29 protein-coding genes are annotated in these 23990 nt (G+C 69.6%); 13 read left to right on the top strand and 16 right to left on the bottom strand.

Going from position 1 to position 23990, the window contains the following annotated elements; all coding sequences use genetic code 11:
* Positions 1-299: 299 nt before the first annotated feature.
* Positions 300-533 (bottom strand): YgaP family membrane protein, encoded by a 234-nt coding sequence (locus FGL94_RS07685; RefSeq protein WP_144922990.1) that lies wholly within the window; start codon positions 531-533, stop codon positions 300-302.
* Positions 534-590: 57 nt separating this feature from the next.
* Between FGL94_RS07685 and FGL94_RS18565 the strand changes: the two genes are divergently transcribed.
* Positions 591-773, top strand: coding sequence for a hypothetical protein (locus FGL94_RS18565; protein WP_241659144.1), 183 nt, complete (start codon positions 591-593; stop codon positions 771-773).
* Positions 774-818: 45 nt separating this feature from the next.
* On the opposite strand, the gene FGL94_RS07695 is transcribed toward FGL94_RS18565, so the two are convergent.
* Positions 819-1691: a sulfurtransferase gene (locus FGL94_RS07695; protein WP_144922993.1), complete on the bottom strand. Its 873-nt coding sequence runs from the start codon at positions 1689-1691 to the stop codon at positions 819-821.
* Between the two features lie 111 nt (positions 1692-1802).
* Positions 1803-2228, bottom strand: a complete 426-nt coding sequence (locus tag FGL94_RS07700; RefSeq protein ID WP_144922995.1) for a universal stress protein — start codon at positions 2226-2228, stop codon at positions 1803-1805.
* Positions 2229-2381: 153 nt separating this feature from the next.
* Here FGL94_RS07700 and FGL94_RS07705 point away from each other — a divergent pair, with 153 nt between their 5' ends.
* Both FGL94_RS07705 and FGL94_RS18570 read left to right on the top strand, forming a co-directional pair.
* Positions 2382-3425, top strand: coding sequence for a DUF6498-containing protein (locus FGL94_RS07705; protein WP_241659145.1), 1044 nt, complete (start codon positions 2382-2384; stop codon positions 3423-3425).
* A 68-nt stretch (positions 3426-3493) separates the two neighbouring features.
* Positions 3494-3841 carry a hypothetical protein gene (locus tag FGL94_RS18570; RefSeq protein WP_241659146.1) on the top strand — a complete coding sequence of 116 codons (348 nt, stop codon included), beginning with the start codon at positions 3494-3496 and terminating at the stop codon, positions 3839-3841.
* A 23-nt stretch (positions 3842-3864) separates the two neighbouring features.
* Here FGL94_RS18570 and FGL94_RS07710 read toward each other — a convergent pair whose 3' ends face one another.
* From FGL94_RS07710 to FGL94_RS07720, 3 genes are all read right to left on the bottom strand, one after another.
* Positions 3865-4392, bottom strand: coding sequence for a GNAT family N-acetyltransferase (locus FGL94_RS07710; RefSeq protein WP_144922998.1), 528 nt, complete (start codon positions 4390-4392; stop codon positions 3865-3867).
* Entirely contained in the window at positions 4389-5681 is a 1293-nt protein-coding gene (locus tag FGL94_RS07715) for an ornithine cyclodeaminase (protein WP_144923001.1), read from the bottom strand. Before FGL94_RS07715 ends, FGL94_RS07710 begins: the two co-directional genes overlap by 4 nt.
* Positions 5682-5761: 80 nt before the next feature.
* The gene (locus tag FGL94_RS07720; protein ID WP_144923003.1) at positions 5762-7633 is read right to left on the bottom strand and encodes a site-2 protease family protein; all 1872 of its coding nucleotides are present in this window, start codon (positions 7631-7633) and stop codon (positions 5762-5764) included.
* Positions 7634-7771: 138 nt separating this feature from the next.
* On the opposite strand from FGL94_RS07720, the gene FGL94_RS07725 reads away from it, so the two are divergent.
* Positions 7772-8011 carry a hypothetical protein gene (locus FGL94_RS07725; RefSeq protein WP_144923006.1) on the top strand — a complete coding sequence of 80 codons (240 nt, stop codon included), beginning with the start codon at positions 7772-7774 and terminating at the stop codon, positions 8009-8011.
* A 24-nt stretch (positions 8012-8035) separates the two neighbouring features.
* Here FGL94_RS07725 and FGL94_RS07730 read toward each other — a convergent pair whose 3' ends face one another.
* The 3 genes from FGL94_RS07730 to FGL94_RS07740 form a co-directional block, all read right to left on the bottom strand.
* A complete protein-coding gene (locus FGL94_RS07730; protein WP_144923759.1) occupies positions 8036-9709 on the bottom strand; it encodes a methyl-accepting chemotaxis protein in 1674 nt (557 codons plus the stop codon).
* Between the two features lie 177 nt (positions 9710-9886).
* A complete protein-coding gene (locus tag FGL94_RS07735) occupies positions 9887-10870 on the bottom strand; it encodes a 5,10-methylenetetrahydromethanopterin reductase (protein ID WP_144923009.1) in 984 nt (327 codons plus the stop codon).
* A 2-nt stretch (positions 10871-10872) separates the two neighbouring features.
* A complete protein-coding gene (locus tag FGL94_RS07740) occupies positions 10873-11628 on the bottom strand; it encodes a coenzyme F420-0:L-glutamate ligase (RefSeq protein WP_144923012.1) in 756 nt (251 codons plus the stop codon).
* Between the two features lie 372 nt (positions 11629-12000).
* Here FGL94_RS07740 and FGL94_RS07750 point away from each other — a divergent pair, with 372 nt between their 5' ends.
* Positions 12001-12504, top strand: coding sequence for a DUF367 family protein (locus FGL94_RS07750; RefSeq protein WP_144923018.1), 504 nt, complete (start codon positions 12001-12003; stop codon positions 12502-12504).
* Positions 12505-12563: 59 nt separating this feature from the next.
* Positions 12564-13037, top strand: a complete 474-nt coding sequence (locus tag FGL94_RS07755) for a redoxin domain-containing protein (RefSeq protein WP_144923021.1) — start codon at positions 12564-12566, stop codon at positions 13035-13037.
* A gap of 148 nt (positions 13038-13185) precedes the next feature.
* Here FGL94_RS07755 and FGL94_RS07760 read toward each other — a convergent pair whose 3' ends face one another.
* Positions 13186-13548 (bottom strand): DUF5518 domain-containing protein, encoded by a 363-nt coding sequence (locus FGL94_RS07760; RefSeq protein ID WP_144923024.1) that lies wholly within the window; start codon positions 13546-13548, stop codon positions 13186-13188.
* A 151-nt stretch (positions 13549-13699) separates the two neighbouring features.
* Between FGL94_RS07760 and FGL94_RS07765 the strand changes: the two genes are divergently transcribed.
* The 3 genes from FGL94_RS07765 to FGL94_RS18235 all read left to right on the top strand — a co-directional run bounded on the left by FGL94_RS07765 (position 13700) and on the right by FGL94_RS18235 (position 15409).
* The gene (locus FGL94_RS07765; protein ID WP_144923027.1) at positions 13700-14728 is read left to right on the top strand and encodes a hypothetical protein; all 1029 of its coding nucleotides are present in this window, start codon (positions 13700-13702) and stop codon (positions 14726-14728) included.
* A gap of 93 nt (positions 14729-14821) precedes the next feature.
* Positions 14822-15121: a hypothetical protein gene (locus FGL94_RS07770; protein WP_144923030.1), complete on the top strand. Its 300-nt coding sequence runs from the start codon at positions 14822-14824 to the stop codon at positions 15119-15121.
* 111 nt (positions 15122-15232) lie between these two features.
* Positions 15233-15409, top strand: a complete 177-nt coding sequence (locus tag FGL94_RS18235) for a hypothetical protein (protein ID WP_186313358.1) — start codon at positions 15233-15235, stop codon at positions 15407-15409.
* 24 nt (positions 15410-15433) lie between these two features.
* Here the strand turns inward: FGL94_RS18235 and FGL94_RS07775 are convergent, their stop codons facing one another.
* Positions 15434-16498 (bottom strand): type II glyceraldehyde-3-phosphate dehydrogenase, encoded by a 1065-nt coding sequence (locus FGL94_RS07775; protein WP_144923032.1) that lies wholly within the window; start codon positions 16496-16498, stop codon positions 15434-15436.
* Between the two features lie 178 nt (positions 16499-16676).
* On the opposite strand from FGL94_RS07775, the gene FGL94_RS07780 reads away from it, so the two are divergent.
* Positions 16677-17627, top strand: coding sequence for an aminopeptidase (locus tag FGL94_RS07780; protein WP_144923035.1), 951 nt, complete (start codon positions 16677-16679; stop codon positions 17625-17627).
* 89 nt (positions 17628-17716) lie between these two features.
* Here FGL94_RS07780 and FGL94_RS07785 read toward each other — a convergent pair whose 3' ends face one another.
* Complete coding sequence (locus tag FGL94_RS07785; protein ID WP_144923038.1) at positions 17717-18628, bottom strand: HVO_0234 family beta-propeller protein; 912 nt, start codon at positions 18626-18628, stop codon at positions 17717-17719.
* A gap of 129 nt (positions 18629-18757) precedes the next feature.
* Here FGL94_RS07785 and FGL94_RS07790 point away from each other — a divergent pair, with 129 nt between their 5' ends.
* Positions 18758-19741, top strand: coding sequence for a nucleoside recognition protein (locus tag FGL94_RS07790; protein ID WP_144923041.1), 984 nt, complete (start codon positions 18758-18760; stop codon positions 19739-19741).
* A gap of 297 nt (positions 19742-20038) precedes the next feature.
* Here the strand turns inward: FGL94_RS07790 and katG are convergent, their stop codons facing one another.
* From katG to FGL94_RS18245, 3 genes are all read right to left on the bottom strand, one after another.
* Positions 20039-22180 (bottom strand): catalase/peroxidase HPI, encoded by a 2142-nt coding sequence (katG, locus tag FGL94_RS07795; protein ID WP_144923044.1) that lies wholly within the window; start codon positions 22178-22180, stop codon positions 20039-20041.
* A gap of 19 nt (positions 22181-22199) precedes the next feature.
* Positions 22200-22346, bottom strand: a complete 147-nt coding sequence (locus FGL94_RS18240) for a hypothetical protein (RefSeq protein ID WP_186313359.1) — start codon at positions 22344-22346, stop codon at positions 22200-22202.
* Between the two features lie 279 nt (positions 22347-22625).
* Positions 22626-22775: a hypothetical protein gene (locus FGL94_RS18245; RefSeq protein WP_186313360.1), complete on the bottom strand. Its 150-nt coding sequence runs from the start codon at positions 22773-22775 to the stop codon at positions 22626-22628.
* Between the two features lie 90 nt (positions 22776-22865).
* On the opposite strand from FGL94_RS18245, the gene FGL94_RS07800 reads away from it, so the two are divergent.
* The gene (locus FGL94_RS07800; RefSeq protein ID WP_144923046.1) at positions 22866-23099 is read left to right on the top strand and encodes a DUF2249 domain-containing protein; all 234 of its coding nucleotides are present in this window, start codon (positions 22866-22868) and stop codon (positions 23097-23099) included.
* Between the two features lie 39 nt (positions 23100-23138).
* On the opposite strand, the gene FGL94_RS07805 is transcribed toward FGL94_RS07800, so the two are convergent.
* Positions 23139-23483 carry a glutamyl-tRNA reductase gene (locus FGL94_RS07805; RefSeq protein ID WP_144923049.1) on the bottom strand — a complete coding sequence of 115 codons (345 nt, stop codon included), beginning with the start codon at positions 23481-23483 and terminating at the stop codon, positions 23139-23141.
* 126 nt (positions 23484-23609) lie between these two features.
* Here FGL94_RS07805 and FGL94_RS07810 point away from each other — a divergent pair, with 126 nt between their 5' ends.
* Entirely contained in the window at positions 23610-23975 is a 366-nt protein-coding gene (locus FGL94_RS07810) for a group I truncated hemoglobin (RefSeq protein ID WP_144923052.1), read from the top strand.
* The last annotated feature ends 15 nt before the right edge of the window (positions 23976-23990 follow it).

Genomic DNA, 23990 nt, shown 5'->3' on the forward strand with positions numbered 1-23990 from the left:
GGTCCTCGTCACTCGCTGCGCTCGTTCCTGCAGTCCTTGCGTCGCCGAGCTTCGTCCTCGCGGCCGCCCCTTTGAGTCCCACCCGCACAGCACCGCAGCCTCACACCTCCCCAGCCTCGCGATTCGCGCTCTGCGAGCGCTCACCGCGTCCCTCGCGCGTGCTCCTCGCGCCCGGTGGGCGCTCGGAGGCACGCGCCACCGCACTCGTCAGTTATAAGCGATCGTCGCCGTCGCTCACGGCTATTTAAATACGGTTACGCAGACGCCGATCTGCAATACCTACTCCCGCCGTCGTTCACCTATCGCGAGTTCTCTACGGACGATGGACACGTGTCGACGCCGAGCAGGGCGTAGAGCCCGCAGGTACCGGTCGCGGCGGTGCCGAGCATGACGAGAGCGATGACTCCGAGGACGGGTGCGGCGAGCGCGGGCAGCGGCACCGCGCCGCCGAGAGTTCCGAGCGAGGCGATCCCGAGGACCGCTCCGAGGGCCGTTCTGACGCGCTTGTCGGTCACTCCAACATTCTGTTGCATACATCACAATACAGCACACAACTGTATATACGTTTGCACGCCCGGGATATCTCGGAGGTGAGACGATCCGTTTGCGATCGAATAGCCGGCACGGACGCCGCCGGCGCGCTCCGCGACTCCGTCTCCCTCCCGGGGATCGCGAGCGGTCGTCGAGGCCGACGGATCGACGCGGAGCGGAGCGCAGTCGCCGCGCTCGACGGGTGGCGGGGCGGCTTCAGCCTCGGCCGCCGGGCGAGTTAAACGGTGTTGCGGCAGTTGAAAGAGGCGATCGCCGCCTCACCCGTCCTACTCGCCCGTCTCGATCGGCGCGCCGACGAGGTTCCCCCACTCGGTCCACGAGCCGTCGTAGTTGCGAACGTCGTCGTAGCCGAGCAGCTCGTGCAGCAGGAACCACTCGATCGACGAGCGCTCGCCGACGCGGCAGTAGGTGATCGTCGACTCGTCGCCGTCGACGCCGGCGTCTGAGTACAGCTCGCGGAGCTCGTCGGCGCTCTTGAACGTCCCGTCCTCGTTCAGCGTCGTCCCGATCGGGACGTTGCTCGCGCCGGGGATGTGGCCGCCGCGCTGGGCGGTCTCGTTGAGTCCCTCGGGTGCGATGACCTCGCCGGAGAACTCCTCGGGGGAGCGCACGTCGACCATCGGGATCCCCTCCTCGATCGCCTTGTCGATGTCGTCCTTGTACGCGCGGACGCTCTCGAAGGGACCGCGGGCCTCGTACTCCTGTACCGGGAAGTCGGGCTCCTCGGTGGAGAGCGGGTAGTCGTTCTCGACCCAATACCCCTTCCCGCCGTCGATCACGCGCACGTCCTCGTGGCCGTAGTACTTGTAGATCCAGTAGCCGAACAGCGCGAACCAGTTGGGGACGCGGCCGCCGCCGTACACGACGACGGTCGTGTCGGCGGTGATCCCGCCGTCGCCGTTTCGCTCGGCGAAGTCCCCCTTCGAGACGATGTCGCGCTCGGTCTCGTCGGTGAAGACCTCGTCCCACTCGAAGTTCAGCGCGCCCGGGATGTGGCCCTCCTCGTATGGCGTGTACTCCGACTCGTCGGTGACGGTCGGGTTGTTGATCTCGACGAGCCGATACGCCGGGTCGTCGCTCTCGAACTGCTCGAGGTTCGATTCGACCCAATCCGCCGTGACGAGTGCGTCTTCTGACATCGTGTCCTGTTACGCACCCAACGGTTTTTGAACTCCCGATATTGGTGGTCCTTGCCGTGGTCTCGGACGGGCCGGAGCCGTGCCGGCGCTACCGGAGTAGACTCGGCCGCGCTACCGGATCACCGTCACGGGTACGTCGGCCTTGTCGACGACGCTCTTCGCGACGCTGCCGACGACCTGCTCGCGCTCCTCCGAGAGCCCGCGGTGGCCGACGTAGATGGCGTCGACGGCCTGCTCGGCCGCGTAGTCCGTGATCGCGTCGGCCGGACGGCCGGTGAGCAGTTGCGTCTCCACGTCGATGGGCTCGTCGCCGACCGCCTCCTCGGCGACGGTTCTGGCGCTCTCCAAGACGCCCTGTCCCGCCTCGACGGCGGCCTCCTCGCCCGGGAGGATGATCGTCCCGTCGACCAGCTCCGAGTCGGGCGTCAGCACGTGGGCGATCTCGAGCGTCTCGTAGAACGCGACCGCCTGTCGCGCGGCGTACCGGACCGCTTCGTCGCTCTCCGTCGAACCGTCGGTCGCAACGAGGTAGCTCATACCCGGAGATGGCACGGGGACGCACATAACTCCTGTCCGGCGTTCCCGCGTCCTGAGTGCGCGGGGGCGTCCACCCGGCGCGCCGACCCAGTTCGTCGAGCCGCATTCACCGGTTCTTATACCCCCGGCCGATCGTTGCGGAGACGACGACAGATGCCCTCCGTTCCCCGCCGGGAGCGGCTCCACTCCCTCGGAGCCACCGGGTTCCTCCCGGTCCTGCTCGCCAACCTGGTCCCGCTCGTCGGCGTGGTCACCCTCGGGTGGGACCCCGCGACGCTCGCCGCGGTGTACGCGGTCGAGGTCGTGCTGTCGATCCCGCTGGCGGGCGCGACGGCGCTGTTCGCGGCCCGACCGCCCACCGAGGACCGCGAGTCGGGCGTCATCAGCGTCACGGAGTCGCCGTTGGCGAGCAAACGGGGCGCGTTCCGGCCGGTCTCGTGGCTCCCTCCGGTCTACCCCCGAAACCTCCCGTTCGCGGCGGCCGTCTGCGGCGCGACCGCGTGGATCGCGCTGTTCGTCGGCGTCGCGTTCTCGCAGGCGTTCGACGTGCCGGCCCTACTCGGTCGTCCGACAGTCCTCGCGTCGGCGCTCGCGCTCCTCGCGGGGCAAGCGGTCGAGGCCGCCCGCGACTACTTCGGCCGACGGCGGTACGCGGAGACCTCGCCGTACGCGGTCGTGGAAACTCCGACGAGGCGGGCGTTCTTCCTGGTGTTCGCCCTGTTCGCGCTCCCGCCGCTCCACGCCGCGGGCGGCGGGGTCACCGTGCTCGCCGCCTTCGTCGCCGTCAAGCTCGTCGTCGAGTGGTCGGCGTTCCGGACGGCTCACGCCGACGACGGTTCCGCCGGCGGTCAGATCACCGGCTGGCTCGCCGGTCCGACCGAGTCGCCCGGCGACCCGGAGCCGATCGCGGTTCCCGACGCCGAACCGGACGCAGGGGTCCCGGTTCATCGCCGGACCGCCGTCGCCACCGCCGTTCTGAAGACGCTCGTCGGCGTCGCCCCGATCTACGCGACCGGCTTCTTCGTCGTGTGGATCGCCGCTTTCGGTCTGTTCGTCGGCGGGGCGCCTCCGGTGCCGTCGTCAGCTGGTCCGCGGTCGCCCTCTTCGCGCTGTACCTCGGCGCGCTCGCCGCGAACGCCGCCGGATTCGCGCTCACCTACGCGCCGATCGAGTACCGTCGGTACGGCGACCGGCTAGTCGCGTACGACGCGTGGCTCGACGAACCGCAGTGGGCCGCCTCCGTCGATCGGATCCGGGGGGCGAGCGTGGTTCACACTCGGCTCCCGGACCGCGTGTTCGGCACGCGGACCGTGGAGCTGACCGCCGGCGTCGGCGACGAGGAGACGGAGCGGTTCGTCGGTCCGGTCGCCGACGGCGAGGCGCTCGTCTCGGCGTTCGACCTCCCGGTCCGCTCGACCGACCTGCCGGCGATGGACCGGCGGATCGCCGCGGGCGCGGTCGGGTTCGGGCTCGCGCTCGCGGCCGGCGCGCTCGCGTTGATCGCCGGGCCGTGGGGCGACTCAGGGACCACCGTACGGGTCCTCTTCCTGCTGCCGTTCGGCGTCTGGTCGGTACGGCTGCTGTGGCGGCAGGCGTACGGCGAGCCGGAGTGAGCGTGAGCCCGCCCTCCCGGGGGTCAGCCGTCGAGGGGCCGCGCCACCATCTCGCCCCACGGTTCGAAGCCGTGGCGGTCGTAGAAGGCTTTCGCGCGCTCGTTCGCCGGATCCACGTCGAGCACGATCCGGTCGAGCGGGAGGTCCTGATCACCCGCGAGGGAAACGACGGCGTCCAGCAGCTCGTCGGCGACGCCGGTCCCGCGGTACTCCGGGGCGACGTAGAGCTCGTTGATCACCGCGGCGTCCCAGACCATCGCGAGGCGCTCGGGGAGGACGTAGACGTAGCCGACGAGGTTCTCGTCGTCGCCCTCGATCCCCTCGCCGCCTCTGTCGACCGCGACCGTCACGCACCGCTCGTCGTCGGCGACGCACCGGTCCACCCACGCGAGCCACCGGTCGCGGTACTCGCCGGTGAGCTTCCCCTCGTAGACGGCGGCCTTCTCGTCCCCGCCGGTCGACTCGCCGAGCCCGCGCTCGAAGGCCGTCTTGAGGTCGTACAGCGCGTCGGCGTCGGTCTCGGCGTCGTAGGGGCGAATCTCGGCGGTCATTCCTCCTCGGCGTGAGGGTATCCGTCGTCGGCGACGGCGACGTCGCCGTCCTCGCCCTCCAGCACGAACTTCGCGAGCGTGGGAACGAACGTCCCGATGTCGGTGACCATCCCGACCGCCTGCGCCGAGCCGCGGTCGAGCAGCTGGGTGACGGTGGCGGGGTTGATGTCGACGCAGACGGTCTTCGTCGTCGACGGGAGGCAGTTCCCGACCGCGACCGAGTGGAGCAGGGTCGCGAGCATCAACACGATGTCGGCGTCGTGGGCCTGCTCGCGGATGGCGTCCTGCGCCTCCACCGCGTCGGTGATCGTGTCCGGGAGCGGCCCGTCGTCGCGGATCGAGCCCGCGAGGACGGTGTCGACGTCGTTTCGCACGCACTGGTACATCACGCCCTCCGTGACGATCCCGTCTTCGACGGCGGCCTCGATCCCGCCCGCCCGGATGATCTCGGAGATGGTCCAGATGTGGTGTTTGTGGCCCTTTCGCGGGTGTTCGAGCGTCTCCACGTCCATCCCGAGCGAGGTGCCGTACAGCGAGCGCTCCAAGTCGTGGGTGGCGAAGCCGTTGCCCGCCGAGAGGGAGTCGACGTGGCCCGCCTCGACCAGGTCCGCGAGCGCGTCGCCCGCCCCCGAGTGGATCACGGCGGGCCCGGCGACGACCATCACGTTCCCGCCGGCCTCGGTCACCTCGCGGAGCTCCTCGGCGACCTCGCGGATCGTCGACTCGGAGGGGCGCTCGGAGGAGACGCCGCCCTGCATGAAGCCGAACGCGCCGCCCCCGCTGCGGGGGCGCTCGGGGGGGTTCACGCGGATCCCCGACTGGTCGGTCGCGACGAGATCGCCCTCCTCGACCGCGTTGAGCACCTTCGTGTACGCCCGGGGACCGTCATCGGGACCGCCGTCGGGGTCCACGATCAGCGCGCAGTCCATCTCGATCCGTTCGACGTCGATCCACTCGCCGTCGTACAGCACCTCGGTCGGATGGTTCGTGGTGGAGTAGAAGTCCGGGGGAACGACCTTGTCGGCGGGCGCCGCAACGAGTTCCACGTCGCTCGGATCTTCGAGCACCGCGCCGTTCTGGTGGAGCTCGTGGAGGATCGCCTGGAGCGTCTCCGGGTCGTCGGCAGAGACCGCCATCCGGCAGTACGACTCCTCGTTCTCGTGTTTCCCCACGTCGAACTGCTCGACGTCGAAGGAGCCGCCGAGATCCATCACCGCGCCGAAACAGCGCTGCATCGTCCCGCTGTCGATGATGTGCCCCTCGATCTCGACGGTGCGTGAGTGGCTCATACCACACGGTTTCGCCCCGCGGAGAAACCCGTTTCCCATTCGCCGAACGTCGCGGGGGACTCCCGATCGCCGACTCGGGATTATAACAAGCCGAGCGCCATGAGGATCTGATTCCCGAAGATCATCATGATCAGCCCGGCGAGCATGACGAGTCCGGACGAGACCGTGATCGTCCGGACCGCGGCGTGGCGGTCGGAGACGGGGACCCGGCTCACCACCGCCTCGGCGACCATCCGGAGGATGCGGCCGCCGTCGAGCGGGAACGCGGGTAGGCAGTTGAACAGCGCGAGCTGGATGTTGATCCACCCGGTCCAGAAGAGCAGGTTCGCGAGCAGGAACGTCCCGCCTCCGAAGGCGGCGAACGCGCCCTCGACCACGTAGAAGTTGGTCATCTCGCCGGTGAACCCCGCGAAGTTGAACGGGAGCCCGAAGAGGCTGCCGAGCGGGAGGATGAGCGACGCGAACACGAGCCCGAGCGGCGAGTCCGTGAGCCCGCCGAGCGCGAGCCCGTCGGTCGCGCCCTCGCCGCCGTCGCCGCCGAGCAGTTCGAGGTACGCGCCGGCCGGGTACTCCGAGACGCCGAAGTCGTCGAGCGCGAGCCCGCTGGAGCCCGGGAAGACGCTCACGCCGACGAACCCGCCGTCGCGGTTCGGGTGCGGGTCGAGCTCCACGTCGTAGGGCACGCGCTCGTCGTCTGGGCCGTAGGCGACGACCTCGACGGTCGTTCCGGGCTGGCGCTCGCCGAGCGCCGCCGAGAGCTCGTCGTTGCTCCGGACGCGCTCCCCGTCGATCGAGACGATCGTCATGGGCTCGCCGAGGGGGGCGCCCGCCGCGTGAAGGGGGCCGTCCTCCTGCACGCCGAGCGCGTAGGCGCCGATTGGGATCTCGGCGGTCTCGGCGTCGATCGTGGCGTTGGCCGCGCCGTCGGCGTCGACGGTCACCGTCGCGCGCTCGGCGTCGCCGACGGCGTCGAGGAACTGCCCCTCGGTCGCCACGGGCTCGCCGTTGACCGAGGCGATCGCCACCGGCTCCGACTCGATGGTCACCCCCAGCGGGTTCCCGCCCGCGGAGCCGATCACGTGGAGCTCGCGGTCCACCTCGACGGTCCGCTCCCCGTCGCCGTCGTCGGCCGTGACGCTCACGGTCTCGCCGGCGTCGGCGAGGGCGGCCTCGAACTCCTCGGCGGTGTCGACCGGCGCGCCGTCGACCGCGACCAGCCGGTCACCAGACGCGATGTCGGCCGCCGCGGCCGGCGACTCGGGGGTCACCTCGCCGACGCCGTAGCCCGGTGCCGGCGCGATCGCGCCGACGACGGGACCGAAGAGGAGCGCGAAGACGAGCACCGTGAGGACCGTGTTCGCGGTGACGCCGGCGGCGAACATCCGGGCGCGGGCGCCGCGGGAGGCCTCCTGTGTCGCCTCCTCGTCCGGCTCGACGAAGGCGCCGACCGGGAGGAACGTGAAGAAGACGAGTCCCATCGACTCGATGTCGATCCCCTCGACGCGACACAACAGGCCGTGTGCGCCCTCGTGGACGACCATCGCGACCGCGAGCCCGGCGACGATCTCGGGCGCGACCGAGAGGGGGAGGAAGTCGTTCACGCCGGGGATGATGAGGAAGTTCTGCGGCTGCTGGATCGCGGAGGGTTGGACGGTGCGGATCGCGGACAGCGCCGACGAGAGGATGAGAACGAACGACCCCACCATCGCGACGAGCGCGCCGCCGAGCCCGAGGTTCGCGACGGCCCGCCAGAGCCGCTCCGGCGCGGCGAGTCGATCGAGGAAAGCTCGGCCACGGAGGGTGCGAAGGGTCAGTACCGGTCCGGAGACGCGGACGGACTCCGGGAGGACTCCCCGGTTCCGGAGCCATATCGCGGCCGCGGAGTACGCGAGGACCCCCGTGAGGACCCACAGCAGCGTGTTCTCGGCGAACAGTTCCGTCAGGACGTTCATGACGAACAGGTCCGTGTCGGTCGGGTGTAAGCCGTTCGGTTGTCGGGACGGTTCTTCGGTCCCGTTCCGGGCCGCAGTCACCAAGAAGGAAGGGCCGCCAACTCAACACCCAAGTACCCCCCGGTCCAACTGCCGGCCATGATGGCGCTCACCGATGTCGTCACCCGACTCGTCGGAGACGTGGGGCGGTTCGTTGACCTGTTCTTGAACGACCTGATCCTCGGGGCCGGCGATCCGGTGTCGGCGCTCTTGGTGGTCGTCGGTCAGGTGCTGCTCGTCGCCGCGGTGGCCATATTCGGCTACGCGACGATCGGCGCCCTCTTACAGGAGATCGGCGTGACGCTCCCCTCGCTCGGTGGCCGCGGTCCGGCGGAGTAGCGCGTCACAGTCGCGGGTCTCTCCTCAGTCGTCGTCGGCGCCCGCAGTCGACGCTCCCGATCGCTCCGCCTCGGGGACTTCCGTTCCGGTCGCGCGGTCGTCGCCACCGGCGTCCTCGGGAACGTCGAACTCGTCGAGCGTCGCGAGCAGTTCGTCCGACTGGTCAGAGAGCGCGTGGACCCGTCGGGTGACCTCGGACACCGTCGCGGTCTGCTCCTCGGCCGCGGCGGCGGCGGTCTCCGCCTCGGTCGCCGTCTGTCGGCTGACCGAGGCGATGTCGTCGACCATGTCGACGACCTCTTGGGTCGTCCGCGCCTGGTCGTCCGTCGCCTCGCTTATCTCCTGGACCGTCTCGTCGACGGTCGTCACGTCCTCGACGACCTCCTCGAACTCCCGGAGCGTCGACTCGATCGTGTCGACGCCGTCCGACACCTGCGACTCCATTGCGTCTACGTCCTCCGCGGTCTCCGCAGACGCCGTCTGCACCTCGTCGATGCGCCCGGAGATCGCCGCGGCCTCTTCGCGGGTCTCCTCGGCGAGCGCCTTCACCTCGTCGGCGACGACCGCGAACCCGTCGCCGGAGCCGCCGGCCCGCGCCGCCTCGATTGAGGCGTTCAGCGCGAGCAGGTTCGTCTCCTCGGCGATCCCGTCGATCACGGAGGCGATCTCGTCGATCTCGCCGATCCGGTCGACGAGGTCTTCGACCGCCGTCGCCGTCTCGGCGATGCTGGCTTCGAGCGCCTCCAGCTCCTCGATCGCCTCGGCCGCCTCCTCCCGCCCGGTCCGTCCCCGCTCCGCCGCGCTCCGGGCGGTCGCGGCCGCGTCGTCGGCCGACGCCGCGATCTCCTCCACGGTCGCCGAGAGCGTGCTCATCTCGCCGGAGACCGACTCCAGCTGCTCGGTCTGTTCGGCGGCGCCGTCGCTTATCTCTTGGACCGACCGCGCGACCTCCTCGCTGGCGTCGTCGACCTCGTCCATGCTCACGCGCACGTCGCCGCTCGCGTCCGCGACCTCGCCCGTGAACGACGCGACCTCGCCGACCGTCCCGCCGAGCGTGGTCACGAGCCGGTTGTAGTTCTCGACGAGCCCGACGTACCGGTCCTCGTCGGTCGCCAGCGCGCCGTCGTCGATCGTCGCGGTCAGGTCGCCGCCCCGCGCGCGCTCCGCCGCGTCGCCGAAGGCGTCGACGAGCGATTCGAGTTCGGTCGTGTACGACTCGAGGTTCGCGGCCATCTCGTCGAGCGAGTCGCCGAACGCGCCAGGCACGTCCTCGTCGAGCGCGGGGTCGTCGAACTCCTGTGTCGCGAGCGCCTCCGCCTGCGCCGAGACGGTGCCGAGGTAGCGCTCGACCTCGGCGAACGAGTTCGCGAGGCTCCCGATCTCGTCGGGCTGGTCGCTGCCGGCCAGCGCGGTGCCAGAGGCGTCACTCGCGCCGAGAACGCCGACATCGCCCGAAGCGATCGCGTCGGCGCCGGTCTCCAGTTGCCGGATCGGAGTCACGAAGTCGCGGCGGACGATAAGGAGGGTGTTGTAGATCGCGACGACGGCGCCGAGAAACAGGGCGCCGGAGAGAACGTACGAAAGCGTTCCCGAGACCAGAAGCGGCACGAGGAAGATACCGACGGTGACGAGAAACTGTATCCCGACGGCCGTGACGACCTTGCGCTCGATCGATTCGGAGATTTCGAGGCGGTCCATCGTCCCCCACAGGAGGGCCTCGTACCGCCCCTGAAGACCCGATCGTGGCTGTCGTGTCGTCGACATACACGGGACTCGACGGAAGCGGGTTATGAAGCTCACCCCGGAGTTATCAGGCGCGATTCCCGATTCTCGGGCCGCGGGAACGCCGGGGACGCCGGGGATGGCGGGGACGGTTTAAAAGACTCCGCTCACGGCTTCGGCCGCGAGACCGACCGCACTCTCCAGGTCCGGGCCGAGCGGCGATCCGACGACGAGCCCGTCGGCGTGTCCGGCGACGGCGGCCGCGCGCTCGCGGACGGTCTCGGGGGTGCCGGCCATGCAGAACGCGTCGATCATCTCGGGAGTCACGCGCTCGAAGGCCGCGGAGAACTCGCCGGCCGAGACGCGGTCGCCGATCGCGGCGGCGGCGTCGGGGTCGATCCCGTGGCGCTTCAGGACCGGCGGCGCCGCGCCCCCGGCGATGAACGCGACCGGCGGGCGGGCGGCCTCGCGGGCCGCGTCCTCCTCTTCGGCGATCGAGACCGCGGCGTACGCGATGAGGTCGAAGTCGCCGCGGTCGTCGGGGCGGTCCGCGAGCCCGTCGTCGACCTGTTCGCGGGCCCACGCGAGGTCCCTCGGATGCGACCCGTTGTACAGCAGCCCGTCGGCGTGTTTCGCGGCCATCCGACACATGTGCGGTCCCTCGCCGCCGACGTGGACCGGGATCGACGCGCCCTGCGGGGGCTCGTAGTTGAGCCCGGCCCCGTCGGCGTCGAAGGTCCCCTCGTGGTCGACGCGCTCGCCGGCCCACAGCCTCTGGGCGGTCTTGAACGCCTCCAGCACGGGGCGGAGCCCGCGCTCGTCTTCGAGCCCGAGGTTCCGGAGCGTCGAGGGGTCGCCGGGGCCGAGCCCGAAGACGGCGCGCCCCTCCGACAGCTCGTCGAGGGTCGCGACCTTCGAGGCGAGCGTCACGGGATGGGTCTCGTAGGGGTTGGCGACGCCCGGGCCGAGCCGGACCGAGTCGGTGGCGGTCGCGAGCTGCGAGAGGAACGCCCACGGGTCGCGGTTGTTGTAGTGACACGTCGAGTAGACGGCGTCGTAGCCGGCGTCCTCGGCGCGGACGCCGAGGTCGACGAGGCGATGCAGGTCGTGTTCGGGGGTGAGTTCGATGCCGAGCATGGTTATCCGTCGAACGTCCACTGCCGGAGGGCCTGTCGCACGAAGTCGCTCTCGACGGCGCGGAAGTGGTTGTCCGAGCCGTCGTGGTCGCCGAACGCCCAGTCGCGGACGACGACGACCGGGGTGCCGCCCGCGCCTTCACCGGCGACGAGGTTGGCGGCCGACGCGAGCTCGTCGATCACGTTCTGGACGGTGACGCCCATCTCGCGGCCGTCGCGGTCGCGTTCGCCGCGCCAGTCGCGGCTGGCGGGCATCCCGGCCCAGCCGATCGCGACCCCGCGCTGACCGTGTCTGAAGGGGCGCCCGCAGGTGTCGCTGACGACGACGCGGTCGGCCGCGAGCCCCTCGCGGATGCGGTCCGCGCTCTCGGAGGGGCGCTCCGGGAGCAACAGCAGGTCGCCGTCGGGGACGTTCGACCGGTCGATCCCGGCGTTGACGCCGATGTGGCCGAAGCGGGTCGCCGTCAGGAGGAACGGCGCCTCCATGATCAGCTCCGTCGACTCCTCGATGACGGCCTGCGCGAAGCGCGGGTCCTTCTCCTCGCCGGCGATCGCCGCGAGCCGGTCGGCGACCTCCTCCGCGCGGGGGCTCGCCGGGAAGTCCGAGAGATCGAAGGCGCGTCCCTCCGCCTTGGAGACGACGGTGCTGGCGACGACGACCACGTCGTCCGCGCGGAGGTCGACGCGTTCGCCGATCATGGCCGCCAGATCGTCTCCTTCCCGGATCTCCGGGAGGTCCGGGACGGGGAACAGCTCCATGTGCAAACCTGCGTGGCGGTGAGGAAAAACCCCGCCGGTACCGGGTCGGTTTGACGGTATCGGGATTCAGGAGCGGGGCGGTGAGTTCATCGCGGTTGGCGGCGACGATCGCTTATAAACGTAGTGCGGTGGCGCGTGCCTGCGAGCGGCCGCCATCGGCGGCCGCGAGGAGCACGCGCGAGGGACGCGGCGACCGGAGCGAAGCGGAGGGAGCCGCGAGGTTGGGGAGGTGTGAGGCCGCGGTGCGGGCTGGGGCTTTGGCGGTGTTCATCGTCGATCACCACCCGCCGACTTATAGACGAGTGGCTGGAGCTTTCGCAGTGTACCCTTCCGCTCCGCACACCTTATAAACAAACCCGCCAATTTCGTACTGTGGACCTGCACGTCCGGTACGAGGGCGACGACGACCCCGACAAGTGCACGGCCCGGAAGCTCGCGCGGTTCGACCTCGCGGAGCTCCACCGCTCCGACCGCGCCACGCCGTACGGCGTCGTGCTCAATCCCCACGCCGAGCGCGCGCTCTCGCCCGCGGACGCCGACCTCGCCGCCGACAACGCCTTGGTCGCGCTCGACTGCTCGTGGGAGTCGGCCGGCGAGAAGCAGTTCAGCCTCCCCGGCGAACACCGCGCGCTCCCGTACCTCGTCGCCGCCAACCCCGTGAACTTCGGGCGCCCGATGCAACTCACCACCGTCGAGGCGTTCGCGGCCGCGCTCGCGGTCCTCGGCGAGCCCGACCACGCCGAGCGGATCATGGCGAAGTTCACGTGGGGCGAGACGTTCCTCGAACTCAACGAGGAGCCGCTTCGGCGGTACGCAGCCTGCGAGGACTCGTCCGAGATCGTCGCGATCCAACAGGAGTACCTCGACCGGGAGTAGTCGGGCGCCGACTGCGAACGCGGCAAGCCTTTTGGACGAGTCGGTCGTATTACACGACGATGGTATCCACAGGCGACGCCGCACCCACGTTCACCGCGACGGTCGGCACGAGCGACCACGAACCGTTCGACCTCGACGACCACATCGGCGACGGGCCGGTCGTGCTCGCCTTCTTCCCGGGCGCGTTCACGCCCCCGTGCACGAACGAGATGGTGGCGTTACAGGAGCGCGCCGCCGCGTTCGACGACGCGGGCGCGACGCTGTTCGGCGTCAGCGCCGACTCCCCGTTCTCGCAGGGCGCGTTCCGCGAGGAGCACGGGATCGAGTTCGACCTCGTGAGCGACACGGCCGCCGACGCGATCCGGGCGTACGGGCTGGAGATGGACATCGCCGATCTGGGCCTTTACGGGATCGCCAACCGTGCCGTGTTCGTGATCGACGACGACGGCGAGGTCGTCTACGACTGGGTGGCCGACGACCCGACCAACGAGCCGGACTACGACGCCGTCCTCGACGCGGTCGAAAGCGCGTAGGACGCAACTGGCAGGTGTTCTTTATAAGCAGTTGACCGCGATCGGGTAGCGGGCTCTTCCGAGGCTCTCGCTGTCAGCTTATAAATAGCCGTTACGGAGAACACACTCACCAACCTCGCCGGTCCGTCCAACCTCGGAGAAAACGGTCTCAGTCCCCGAGTACGCCGCCGATCGCGCCCGCGAGCGCCGAGTCGATCGCGAACAGGAGCGTCAGGAGCAGTCCGACGACCAGCACGCCGGCGCCGCCGAGCAGGCTGCCCACCGGTCCCCCGACGAGCCCCACGAGCCCGCCGAACGCGGCCAGCAGCAGGGTGACGACGATTCCGCTCACCGACCCGGCGAGCAGGCCGTGCCACGTCCCCGAGAGCAGCCCGCCGCCGGCGACGTAGCCGGCGACGAACCCTCCGATCAACCCCGCACCGATGTGGCCGACGACCGGGACGAACGTCGCGAGGAGCCCGGCGATCAACATCACGATGAACCCGTAGCCGACGGCGCGCCAATCGGTCATACGCACCGTACCCGGTCGCGAGATAAATACTCGCCGCCGCATCCGTTCACGTCGCTGCCGTCCGGACGCGACGGGGGGAGAGCCGACGCCGGCCACTTCCCGACCGGCGTGGCGACCGGAATTTAAGCCCTCACCGGCCCAACGAGTGTCCATGCCCTCCGAGTCCGGCGCGTCGATCGACGGGATGCAGTCGCCGGGGGACCGAGAGCGCGGCGCGGACTCCGAGACCGATTCCGCCGCGGCCCTCGACTCCCATTCCGCCGCGGCTCCCGATTCCGACACCGGGCCCGACACGGCTCCCGTCGAGTGGGGACCGGTCCGTTTCGAGCGCCTGCGGTCGCTGGCGCTCGGCGCGAGCGTGACCGCGGGCGGACTCGTCCTCGCGGCGCTGCTGTTCGTCGCCGTCGGGATCGGCGCCTCACTGCTCGGCGGTGGCGGACCGCCCGCGTCGACGTGGGCGGTGGCCGTCATCCTCCTCGTCGGCGGTCCGATGTCGCTGCTCTACTGGCTCGTGGCGTACGACCGAACCTCCCCGGAGCGCCGCCGCGAACTCCTGTCGCAGTTCGGCGACTACTCGTTCGACCCCTCGCAGTTTCGGCTCGGCTGGACCGTCGCCGGGGCGGGGGCCGTGTTCGCGGGCGCCGCGGCGGCGGTCGGCCCCGGATCGCTCTCGGCCGCGCCGTCGCTGCTCTCGGGATTCGCTCCGCTGCTCGTCTCGTTCATCGCGTTTCTCCCGGTGATCGCGGGCTCGCGGGGGACCGACCTGCGGCTCGATCCGGCCGCCGAGACTATCGAGCGGACCTCCCGGAGCCACGACCGGACGCGCTCGGACGACCTCGGGTCCGCGATCCGGACGCGCCGGATCGACCTCCCGTGGGCGACCGTGTTCCTGCTCGCGTACCGCGGGAACGCCTGGTACCGGTCGACGCCGTGGCTGTTCGTCCCGACCGACCTCGCCGACGAGGTCGAGCGGGGGCTGGACGCGGCGCTCGCGCGAAGCGACGGACCAGACCGAGCCAGCGTCCCGGAGCGCGCCATCCTCGCGATCGCGGGATCCGCCTCGCTCGTCGTCGGCCTCGCGATGGCGCTCGCGGCCGGCGAGCCGGCGGCCGGCGCGCTGTTGGCGCTGCTGACGGCCCCGTTCAGCCTGCTCTTCCTCGCGCTCGCGGCCCGGCTGTGACCCCTGCCGGAGCGTGGTCGCGGTGGGCCGTCGACACCGGATGTGCCATTTTCTACCACGCGACTCATATACTCGGGCCTCGTAGGTTCGCCCATGGACCGACAGCGTCTGGAGAAGGCCCTCGAGGCGGAGTTCGGCGGGACCGAGGCCGAGCGGCGAGCGGTCGCTCGGGCGGCTCGCGACCTCGCCGACTCGGGGAAGCCCTCTCACGACCGGGGACACGCCCTCACCGTGCCCGGCGTGATCGACCACCTCGGCGACGCGCCGGACGGATCCTCGCTCGTCGAGCGCTGGAACTGGTGGCTGGGCGCGCTCGACGCCGCCTACGGCGGCTACGACTACTTCACCGTGCGGTTCGTTGAGGGCGACGAGGAGGCGGGACTCCGGCGGTAGGCGGCGGCGAGACCTCGGTTCGTTCCCACGCTCGCACCGCCAACGCCTCCACTTTCACTTTCACTCCGCGCATGGCTCGCTTATACGGGCGTTCCGACCCTCGTTGGAGATATGAGCGCGACGAGCCACGATCAACCGCGGTACGCGACGCCGACTCGCGTCGACATCACTGAGTGCAAAACCGATCGGATCGCCGACCGCGCACGCCTGAACCGCGTGCAGGGCAGTGAGGTCCATCTCGAACGCCGCGGCGGGCGCACGTTCCTCGTGACGACCCCCGCCGAGTGAGGCGGGGGCTGGCGGGGGACCGAGTCAGTCGTCAGCGGCGACCTGGTCACGGGCGGATCCGTCGTCGGACAGCAGGCTGTCGAGCCCGACGCCGAGCGCCTCGTTCGTCCGCGCCACCGATTCCCCTCTGGAGACGTCGGTCGCCAGCGTGCGAACCGCGTCGACGTTTTCCGGGACCACGTCCGCCTCTTGGTGGACGTTCTGGAACAGGTACAGGTCTCGTCCTTCGACGCTTATCGACTCCTCCCAGATGCAGTTCTCCCAGAGATCACCGCGGGGACGCCCCACGTCGGCCGCGTAATCTTTCAGGGCTCCAGCGCCGTCGATGCCGGCGTGTTCGGGGATCAGAAACAGCCGCGTCTCCGCGCGGAACAGCTCCCGGACCTCCGCCGTGGTCGGCGCCTCCTCGAGCGTGACGTTGACGCTGTGAGTGTGCATGGCGGTGACCGGTGCCTTCAGCGCGGCCGTGTCGATATCGATCTCGGGGAGAATCGCGTTCACGTCAGGCCCGTGGTGAGAGGGGACCGTCTTCGGATCCGGGACCACGTCGTTTATCGGGCCGCGGTCGGTCTCGCTCGGGTCGCCGCCCCGACGAACGAGGGTCACGCGGGCCTTCTCGACGCCGTACGCCTCGTCGAGCGGAGCGAGGAGCCGCGAGAGCCCGGTCGTGTTACAGGAGACGACGCGAAGCGAGCCGACGTCGCCGATCTCCCCGCTAGCGCGGGCGTTGAAGGAGGCGTCCGCGATCGCGGCGTCCTCGCCGCCCTGATAGATCGCGGGGGTGTCGTGTGCCTCGTAGGTCGGTTGGTTGCGCTCGCCGATCCCGGCCGGCGCGCAGTCGACGATCACGTCGACGGCATCGAGCAGGTCACCGAGGGTCCCCGCGACGCCGAGGCCGGCGTCCTCGAACGCGGCGGCTCGCTCGTCGATCGCCGCGTACAGGTCGTAGCCGCGACGGATCGCGGCCTCGGCGACGTAGTCCGGGCTGGTCTTCGTTACGCCGACGAGTTCCATATCGGGCTGGGCCGCGACCGCGTCCGCGACGCGTTTCCCGATCGTCCCGTACCCGTTGACGCCCACACGTATCATGGATCCCGGTCGCTCGGGGAACAGCATAATCTTTTCGAGTGATGCAATAAGAAATTAACTACGCCGAGAGTAATCTGTCGGTTAATTCGCGCGCCGCAAAGATGAAACTGAATTTCGAAATGGAGTAAATCGATCGGCGATGGGAAGGACTAACGCCCGTCGTCGCCGATCGGAGGGTATGTCGAGCGATCTTTCGGACGCCGCCGAGACCGCCGTCGAGCAGTGCCTGCGCGTCGCCCCCGAGGAGTCCGTGGTCGTCGTCACCGACGACAAGCGCGAACGCATCGGCGAGGCGCTCTACGAGGCCGCGAGCGCCGTCACCGACGACGCGACGATACTCCGGTACCCGCCGGCCGATCAGCACGGCACCGAGCCGCCCGCGCCGGTCGCGGCCGCGATGGCCGAGAGCGACGCCTTCCTCGCACCGACGACGAAGAGCCTGAGTCACACCCGTGCCCGCGGGAGCGCCTGCGACGCCGGAGCGCGCGGCGCGACGCTCCCCGGGATCACGGAGCCCGTGTTCACCACCGGGCTCGACGCCGACTACGCCGCGATCGACGCCGCCTGCGACGACGTGCTCGCACAGGTCGTCGACGCCGACGAGGTCCGGGTGACCTCGCCCGCGGGCACCGACATCGCGTTCGGGATCGGCGACCGCGAGTGGCTCGCCGACACTGGGATGGTCCACGAGCCCGGCGACTTCTCGAACCTGCCGGCCGGCGAGGTGTTCGTCGCGCCCGAGACCGCGACCGGCACCTACGTCGTCGACGGGACGATGATGCCACACGGCCTGCTCGGCGAGGGGCGTGAGCTGACGTTCGAGGTCGAGGACGGGCTCGTCACCTCGGTCAGCGACGACGCGGTCCGCGAGGAGCTCGAGACCGCCGCCGAATCGGTCGGCGACGCCGCGTACAACCTCGCGGAGCTGGGGATCGGGACCAACGTCGGCGTCGACGAGCTGGTCGGCTCCGTCCTCTTAGACGAGAAGGCGGGCGGCACGGTCCACGTCGCGATCGGCGATAACGCCGGGATCGGCGGGGAGACCGACGCACCCGTCCACCTCGACGGAATCCTCCGGAACCCGACCGTCTACGCCGACGGCGAGGAGATCGAACTGCCGAGCGCGTAGAGCGGGCGCTCAGACCGAAGGCGAGTGTTCATTTATAAGTAAACGAGACGGTTGGATCAACTACTTATAAAGACCCGAAACGCAATTCGTCACTCCACGACCGCGAGCGCGACGCTCGCGACCCCCCGCACGCCGACGACCTGGTGGCGCCAGCCGTCGCCGGCGTCGACGCAGAGCGTGCCGACGTCGGTCACGGCCACCGACACGCCGGGACCGTAGCCGAGCGCGACCGGCTCCTCGTCGACCGGGAGGTCCGCCACGGTCCACGTCTCGCCGTCCCACTCGGCGCCGTCGTCCGCGTGGACGAACAGGTCGCCGTCGATGACCGCCATCGCGTGCCCATCGCCGTCGGCGGCGACCGCGGTGGCGTCGCCCTCCAGCGCCGTCATCCAGCCGTTTCCCAGCCAGTAGGCGCCCGAGCCGGTCGCCGCGAGGGGCATCCCCGCTCCCGCCACGTCGCGGGCGTCGTCGAGGCCGACCGCGGTGAGCGCGCGGGTCGCACCCGCGCTATCGCCTCCGGTGACCCGGTGGACCCCGTCGCCAGCGGCGACGAGGGGACCGTCGATCGCGCGCGGGTCCGACACGGTCCCGACCGAGGTCGTCGTCGGCTCTGATCCCTCGTCATCGACCGCGATCCGGTCGATCTCACCGTCCTCGCCAGCGACGAGGAACGCGTCGTCGTGGACGCCGACCGCGACGATCGACTTCGAGCCGACGGGGTCGGCCGTGACGGGCTCGAACTCGGGGTCGTCGCCCACGTCGGCGACGCGCAGGCCGTCCCCGGTCGCTATTCCGACGAGATCCGGGCCGCCGTCGCGAGGGAGGACCGCCGCGTCGCGGGCGGGGTCGCGCGCGACCATGTCGAACGCGCCGACCTTGTCGGCCGAGAGCGCCACCCGGACGACGCCGCTCTCGGTGGCGACGTACGCGTCGGTGCGGCCCGCCGTCCCGGCGTACACGCGCTTCTCCTCGATCGAGATGTCGTCTTCGGCGGGTGCCATTGCCGGTGGTTCGGTCGGGGGTCCCATAAGCCCCGCGCGGCGCGACGGCGGGGACGAGAACGGCGAGACGTCACCTCCCGGTCCGCCCCTTCCGACGCTCATTAGGTCGCCGACCTCGTACGGTCGGTAGTGCAATCGGTCGCCGCCGAACTCGTCGCCCTGCTCGCCGAGGTGGCCCCGCGGCTCGCCCGCATCGCGGCGTTCATCGCGGTCGGCGTCTTCGCCGCCAACGTCGCGGTCGCGTTCGGGCTGATCCGGTACGTCGCCGGGCTCGCCGGGTGGCTCACCCGGCCCGCGAACCTTCCCGACGAGGTCGGCACCGCGATCCTCACGACCGCGGCGTCGACCACGGCGGGATACGCCACGCTCGCCGAGTACCGGGAGTCGGGCCTGCTCGACGACCGGGCGACGCTGGTCGCCGTGACCATCAACACGTTCTTCGGGTTCGTCCAGCACGTGTTCACCTACTACGTCCCCGTGTTGATCCCGATTCTGGGCGTCCGGACGGGGATCGTCTACGTCTCCGCGCGCGCCGGGATCGCGCTGGCGATCACCGTTACGGGCGTGCTCGCGGGCGGCGTTCTGCTGTCCGAGCGCAACGTCGACCGGAGCGCGCTCGCCGAGGTCGACGCGAGCGGGCCCGACGCCGACGACCGCACGAGCCGGGAGCGCGTGCGCGAGGCCGGCGAGAAGTCCTGGTCCACGCTCCGGCGGATCGTCCCGCGGCTCGCGGTCGTCTACACCCTCGTGATCGGGCTCGTCAACAACGCCGACGTGGAGGCCCTCACGAGCGTCGCCGAGCCGATCACCGGCCTCCTCGGGCTCCCCGGCGCCGCGGTCCCCGTGATCGCCGTCTACACCCTCGACACGACCGCCGGCGCGGTGACGCTGGCCGGCACTACGGAGGGGATCTTCACCGTTCGGACCGCGGTCGCGAGCCTGCTCATCGGCGGGATCCTCTCTTTCGCCGTCTCGACTTTCCGGCGCTCGATCCCCTTCCAGTACGGGATCTGGGGCGCCGAGTTCGGCACCAAGGTGATCGCCGTCAACACCGGCCTGAAGCTCGTCTTCATCTCGGTCACGGTCGCGCTGTTGCTCGCGCCGGTGTGGTGAGACGAGACAGTACGGCGGTTAACCGGGATTTCGAGAAACGATTTATAAACCGGATGCGGTCGGCGCGCGCCTCCGAGCGGTCGCCACTGCGACCGACGAGGCTGGGGAGGTGTGAGGTGCGGTTGCGGGCGGGTGGGACTTTGGAGGTGGCCACCGTCGATAATCGCGATCGAACCGTCGACGACCAGTTCCGACTGAAAGCAACGGGCAAAAAGCGGCCCCTGACAGAACCGATCCGAAAAAGCGGTCAATTTCGAGGTTCAAAACCCCACCCGCGAAAAACCGCTATTTCCGATTTTAGAGGTCGAAGCGGTCGAGCGTCATGACCTTGCTCCACGCGTCGGCGAAGTCCTGCACGAACTTCTCCTCGCCGTCGGCGGCGCCGTAGACCTCGGAGACGGCGCGGAGACGGGAGTTCGAACCGAAGATCAGGTCGAACCGGGTCGCCGTCCAGTCGACCTCGCCGGTCTCGGGGTCGCGGAGCTCGAAGATCTCGTTGTCCTCGTCGACGGGCTCCCAATCGCGGTCGAAGTCGAGCAGGTTGACGAAGAAGTCGTTCGTCAGCGTCTCCGGCTCGTCGGTGAACACGCCGTGATCGGAGCCGTCGTAGTTCGCGTCGAGGACGCGCAGCCCGCCGACGAGCACCGTCATCTCGGGGACGCTCAGCCGCAGCAGCTCGGCCTTGTCGACCATCTCGTGTTCCGGCTTGTGGGGCAGGTCGTCACCGAGGTAGTTGCGGAAACCGTCCGCCTCCGGCTTGAGCGCCTCGAAGGACTCGGGGTCGGTCTGCTCCTGCGTCGCGTCGACGCGTCCCGGCTCGAACGGGATCTCGACGTCGTGGCCGGCGGCCGCGGCGGCCTGCTCGACGGCGAGGTTGCCGCCGAGGACGATGAGGTCGGCGAGCGACACCCGCGTGTCGTCGTCGCGAAGGCCGTTGAACTCGGCCTGGATCTCCTCGTAGGTCTCCAACACGGACTCCAGCTCCTCGGGGCTGTTGACCTCCCAGCTCCGCTGGGGTTCGAGGCGGATCCGCGCGCCGTTCGCGCCGCCGCGCTTGTCGCTGTGGCGGAACGTGGACGCGGCCGCCCACGCGGTCTTGACTCGCTCGGAGATCGAGAGGTCGAACTCGGTGATCAGCTCTTCGAGCTCGGCGACCTCCGACTCGCCGACGACGTCGTAGTCCGCGTCGGGGAGCGGGTCCTGCCAGAGCATCGTCTCCTCGGGGACCTCGGGGCCGAGGAACCGCTCCGGCGGACCCATGTCGCGGTGGATGAGCTTGTACCACGCCTTCGCGAACGACTGCTGGAACTCGTCGGGGTCGTCGCGGAACTCCTCGAGGACCGCCCGGAAGTCGTCGTCGTGTTTCAGCGCCACGTCCGTCGTGAGCATCATCACGTCCTCCTTGTCGGAGGGGTCCTGCACGCCGGGGGCGGCGCCGTCGAGCTCGTCGTTCTTCGTGGTCCACTGCCACGCGCCGCCGGGACCCTTCTCCGGCTCCCACTCGTAGCTGAGCAGGTTGTTGACGTAGCTCAGGTCCCACGCGGTCGGCGTGGCGTTCCACGGTCCCTCGATCCCACTGGTGATCGTGTCGGGGCCCTTGCCCTCGCCGAAGTCGTTGTCCCAGCCGAGGCCCTGCAGGTCGATCGGGGCGTCCTCGGGCTCCGGACCGAGGTGGTCGCCGTCGTCGGCGCCGTGGACCTTCCCGAAGGTGTGCCCGCCGGCGATAAGCGCGACCGTCTCCTTGTCGTTCATCGCCATGTGGCTGAACGTGTCGCGGATGTTCTCCGCGGACCCCTCCAGATCGGGCTCGCCGTTCGGCCCCTCCGGGTTCACGTAGATGAGGCCCATGACGGTGTTGCCGAGCGCGTCGTCGAGGCGACCGTCCTCCTCGAAGCGCTCCGCCGATGTCGACTCCCACTCGTCTTCGGGGCCCCAGTCGACGGCTTCGTCGGTCTTGAAATCGTCCTCGCGGCCGCCGGCGAAGCCGAACGTCTCGAAGCCCATCGACTCGAGGGCGACGTTCCCGGTCAGAACGATCAGGTCGGCCCACGAGAGCTTGCGACCGTACTTCTGTTTGACGGGCCAGAGCAGCCGCCGCGCCTTATCGAGGTTAACGTTGTCCGGCCAGCTGTTGAGCGGCGGGAGCCGCTGTCGCCCGCCGGACGCGCCGCCGCGGCCGTCGTGCGTCCGGTACGTGCCGGCGCTGTGCCACGCCATCCGGATGAACAGCGGCCCGTAGTGGCCGTAGTCGGCCGGCCACCAGTCCTGCGACGTCGTCATTACCTCCTCGATGTCCGCTTTCACCGCGTCGAGGTCGAGTTCCTCGAACGCCTCGGCGTAATCGAACTCCTCGTCCAGCGGTCCGGGGTTTCCGGCGTGCTCGTCGAGGACGTCTAGGTCTAGCTGGTTCGGCCACCAATCGGTGTTGTCTCTTGGCATTATCGTTGAAGTTCCGTGGTTAGTTCGCTCGCAACTGTACCGAAAGCGTCCGCACGGTGGCTCCGCCCTCGAAAACGGTCGTACCGAAATCCGGTGCCGGCGGCGCGAGAGCGACCGGCGCGTGGAGGTCGGCGGTGCCCGCCTCGGAAGCGGAGTCGTCACGCATTCGGCGTCATCATTTCTTTAGTGACCTCAAATAAAAAGCTGGCTACTGTCGTCCGTGCCGCTTATTAGTTGGAAATTATCTTTCGACTTCATAAATAAGACTTTGAAAAACCGAACCGCCATCGGGATGCCCCGCGGTCCCGTTCCGCGATGCCCCGCGGCCCCGTTCCGCGATGCCACTACTCCGGGTCAGCCCGCGGATCGAACTCGCCGTGTCGGATCCCCACTCTGACGGGCGTGTGTTCCGCGTCTGTCGGCGTCGAAACCGATCGCCGGCACATCACTCACCCATCCGGACGGGCGACGCGCAGTGGTCCCCCTCGATACCGGTCGACGGATCGGAAGCGGTGTCGATCACGGCCGGTCGAGCGGTGTCGATCACGGCCGGTCGAGCGGTGTCGATCACGGCCGGTCGAGCGGTGTCGATCACGGGCGACCGTTCGGAATCCGCGGGCGAGTGCGTGTCCCCGAACGTATTCGGCTCAACACGGAATCGGGTCGGACCCGACTCTCCGATCGCATGCCCAGACTCGACGTCCGCGAGATCCCGCCGGTGAACCGCCACGACAAGATCCACGAGGAGTTCGACGGGATGGAGCCGGGCGAAACGCTCACGATCGTCAACGACCACGAACCGAAGCCCCTGTACTACGAGATGGCGGCCGAGGTCCCCGCGTTCGACGAGGAGGCGTACGAGGTGCGACAGAACGCGCCCGACGAGTTCGTCGCGGAGTTCCCGAAAACCGAGGAGTAGACCCCAACGGGACACCTGAGACGTTTCTCCGGACCGAAGCTACGCCTCGTCGATGTCGAAGAGTCGACGGATCGCTCGCGCTCGCTCTCGCTCCCGTCTCCCCGTCCTCTCAGACCGCTCCGCCCGCTCCAGCGCCTGTTCCGGGGCGTCGGTCAGCCCTTCGACGAGCGCGGCCCCGAGCTCGCGGACGGTCTCGCGCTGCTCGTCGGAGAGATCACCGCGCGCGTCGAGCTTCGAGATGGCTTCCTCGAGCTCGCACCGCTCTATCTCGGCAGTTTGACGGCGGAACCGTCTCCGGAGCTGCTCCGCGTCGAGCGATGGTTCGGACCGATCGTGTGTCGCCTCGGTCCGATCGGGAGCCGCTTCGAGGCTCTCGGTACTCATATCGGAACGTCGGTCGTCGGCGGGGTGCGTGTTCCCCCGAACGTATTCGGGGCCGATCGGGAGATACGGATACCCGAACATGTTCTTTCGGAGGCGTCTTCCGTCGGAACGAAGTTGATAGACGTGATGTCTAAATCCCAGTCGATCTACGAAACAATCGGCGGCAGAACGGCCGTCGAGGCAGTCGTCTCGGACTTCTACGACCGCGTCTTCGACGATCCCGTCCTCGAGCCGTATTTCGAGGGTATCGACCGCGAGGCGCTGTACGCCCACCAGGTTCAGTTCATCAGCGCGGTCGCCGGCGGCCCGGTCTCGTACGAGGGCGCGGACATGCGGGCGGCTCACGAGGGGATGGGAATCACCGAGGAGGCGTTCGGTCGCGTCGCGACCTACCTCGGAGAGGCGCTCAGGGAGAACGATATCGACGAAGGGGACGTCGAGACGATCCTCGAAGAGGTCGGCGCGCTCGAACCCGACGTCGTCGGGCAGTAGTCCGACCGGAGTCGG

The sequence above is a fragment of the Halorubrum salsamenti genome, from assembly GCF_007671685.1.
Taxonomy (GTDB): Archaea; Halobacteriota; Halobacteria; order Halobacteriales; family Haloferacaceae; genus Halorubrum; species Halorubrum salsamenti.

Excerpts from the sequence above, each read along its gene's own strand:
- FGL94_RS07685 (WP_144922990.1), bottom strand. The coding sequence starts at position 533 with ATGCAACAGAATGTTGGAGTGACCGACAAGCGCGTCAGAACGGCCCTC.
- FGL94_RS07695 (WP_144922993.1), bottom strand. The coding sequence starts at position 1,691 with ATGTCAGAAGACGCACTCGTCACGGCGGATTGGGTCGAATCGAACCTC.
- FGL94_RS07700 (WP_144922995.1), bottom strand. The coding sequence starts at position 2,228 with ATGAGCTACCTCGTTGCGACCGACGGTTCGACGGAGAGCGACGAAGCG.
- FGL94_RS07705 (WP_241659145.1), top strand. The coding sequence starts at position 2,382 with ATGCCCTCCGTTCCCCGCCGGGAGCGGCTCCACTCCCTCGGAGCCACC.
- FGL94_RS07710 (WP_144922998.1), bottom strand. The coding sequence starts at position 4,392 with ATGACCGCCGAGATTCGCCCCTACGACGCCGAGACCGACGCCGACGCG.
- FGL94_RS07715 (WP_144923001.1), bottom strand. The coding sequence starts at position 5,681 with ATGAGCCACTCACGCACCGTCGAGATCGAGGGGCACATCATCGACAGC.
- FGL94_RS07720 (WP_144923003.1), bottom strand. The coding sequence starts at position 7,633 with ATGAACGTCCTGACGGAACTGTTCGCCGAGAACACGCTGCTGTGGGTC.
- FGL94_RS07725 (WP_144923006.1), top strand. The coding sequence starts at position 7,772 with ATGATGGCGCTCACCGATGTCGTCACCCGACTCGTCGGAGACGTGGGG.
- FGL94_RS07730 (WP_144923759.1), bottom strand. The coding sequence starts at position 9,709 with ATGGACCGCCTCGAAATCTCCGAATCGATCGAGCGCAAGGTCGTCACG.
- FGL94_RS07735 (WP_144923009.1), bottom strand. The coding sequence starts at position 10,870 with ATGCTCGGCATCGAACTCACCCCCGAACACGACCTGCATCGCCTCGTC.
- FGL94_RS07740 (WP_144923012.1), bottom strand. The coding sequence starts at position 11,628 with ATGGAGCTGTTCCCCGTCCCGGACCTCCCGGAGATCCGGGAAGGAGAC.
- FGL94_RS07755 (WP_144923021.1), top strand. The coding sequence starts at position 12,564 with ATGGTATCCACAGGCGACGCCGCACCCACGTTCACCGCGACGGTCGGC.
- FGL94_RS07760 (WP_144923024.1), bottom strand. The coding sequence starts at position 13,548 with ATGACCGATTGGCGCGCCGTCGGCTACGGGTTCATCGTGATGTTGATC.
- FGL94_RS07765 (WP_144923027.1), top strand. The coding sequence starts at position 13,700 with ATGCCCTCCGAGTCCGGCGCGTCGATCGACGGGATGCAGTCGCCGGGG.
- FGL94_RS07770 (WP_144923030.1), top strand. The coding sequence starts at position 14,822 with ATGGACCGACAGCGTCTGGAGAAGGCCCTCGAGGCGGAGTTCGGCGGG.
- FGL94_RS18235 (WP_186313358.1), top strand. The coding sequence starts at position 15,233 with ATGAGCGCGACGAGCCACGATCAACCGCGGTACGCGACGCCGACTCGC.
- FGL94_RS07775 (WP_144923032.1), bottom strand. The coding sequence starts at position 16,498 with ATGATACGTGTGGGCGTCAACGGGTACGGGACGATCGGGAAACGCGTC.
- FGL94_RS07780 (WP_144923035.1), top strand. The coding sequence starts at position 16,677 with ATGTCGAGCGATCTTTCGGACGCCGCCGAGACCGCCGTCGAGCAGTGC.
- FGL94_RS07785 (WP_144923038.1), bottom strand. The coding sequence starts at position 18,628 with ATGGCACCCGCCGAAGACGACATCTCGATCGAGGAGAAGCGCGTGTAC.
- katG (WP_144923044.1), bottom strand. The coding sequence starts at position 22,180 with ATGCCAAGAGACAACACCGATTGGTGGCCGAACCAGCTAGACCTAGAC.
- FGL94_RS18240 (WP_186313359.1), bottom strand. The coding sequence starts at position 22,346 with ATGCGTGACGACTCCGCTTCCGAGGCGGGCACCGCCGACCTCCACGCG.
- FGL94_RS07800 (WP_144923046.1), top strand. The coding sequence starts at position 22,866 with ATGCCCAGACTCGACGTCCGCGAGATCCCGCCGGTGAACCGCCACGAC.
- FGL94_RS07805 (WP_144923049.1), bottom strand. The coding sequence starts at position 23,483 with ATGAGTACCGAGAGCCTCGAAGCGGCTCCCGATCGGACCGAGGCGACA.
- FGL94_RS07810 (WP_144923052.1), top strand. The coding sequence starts at position 23,610 with ATGTCTAAATCCCAGTCGATCTACGAAACAATCGGCGGCAGAACGGCC.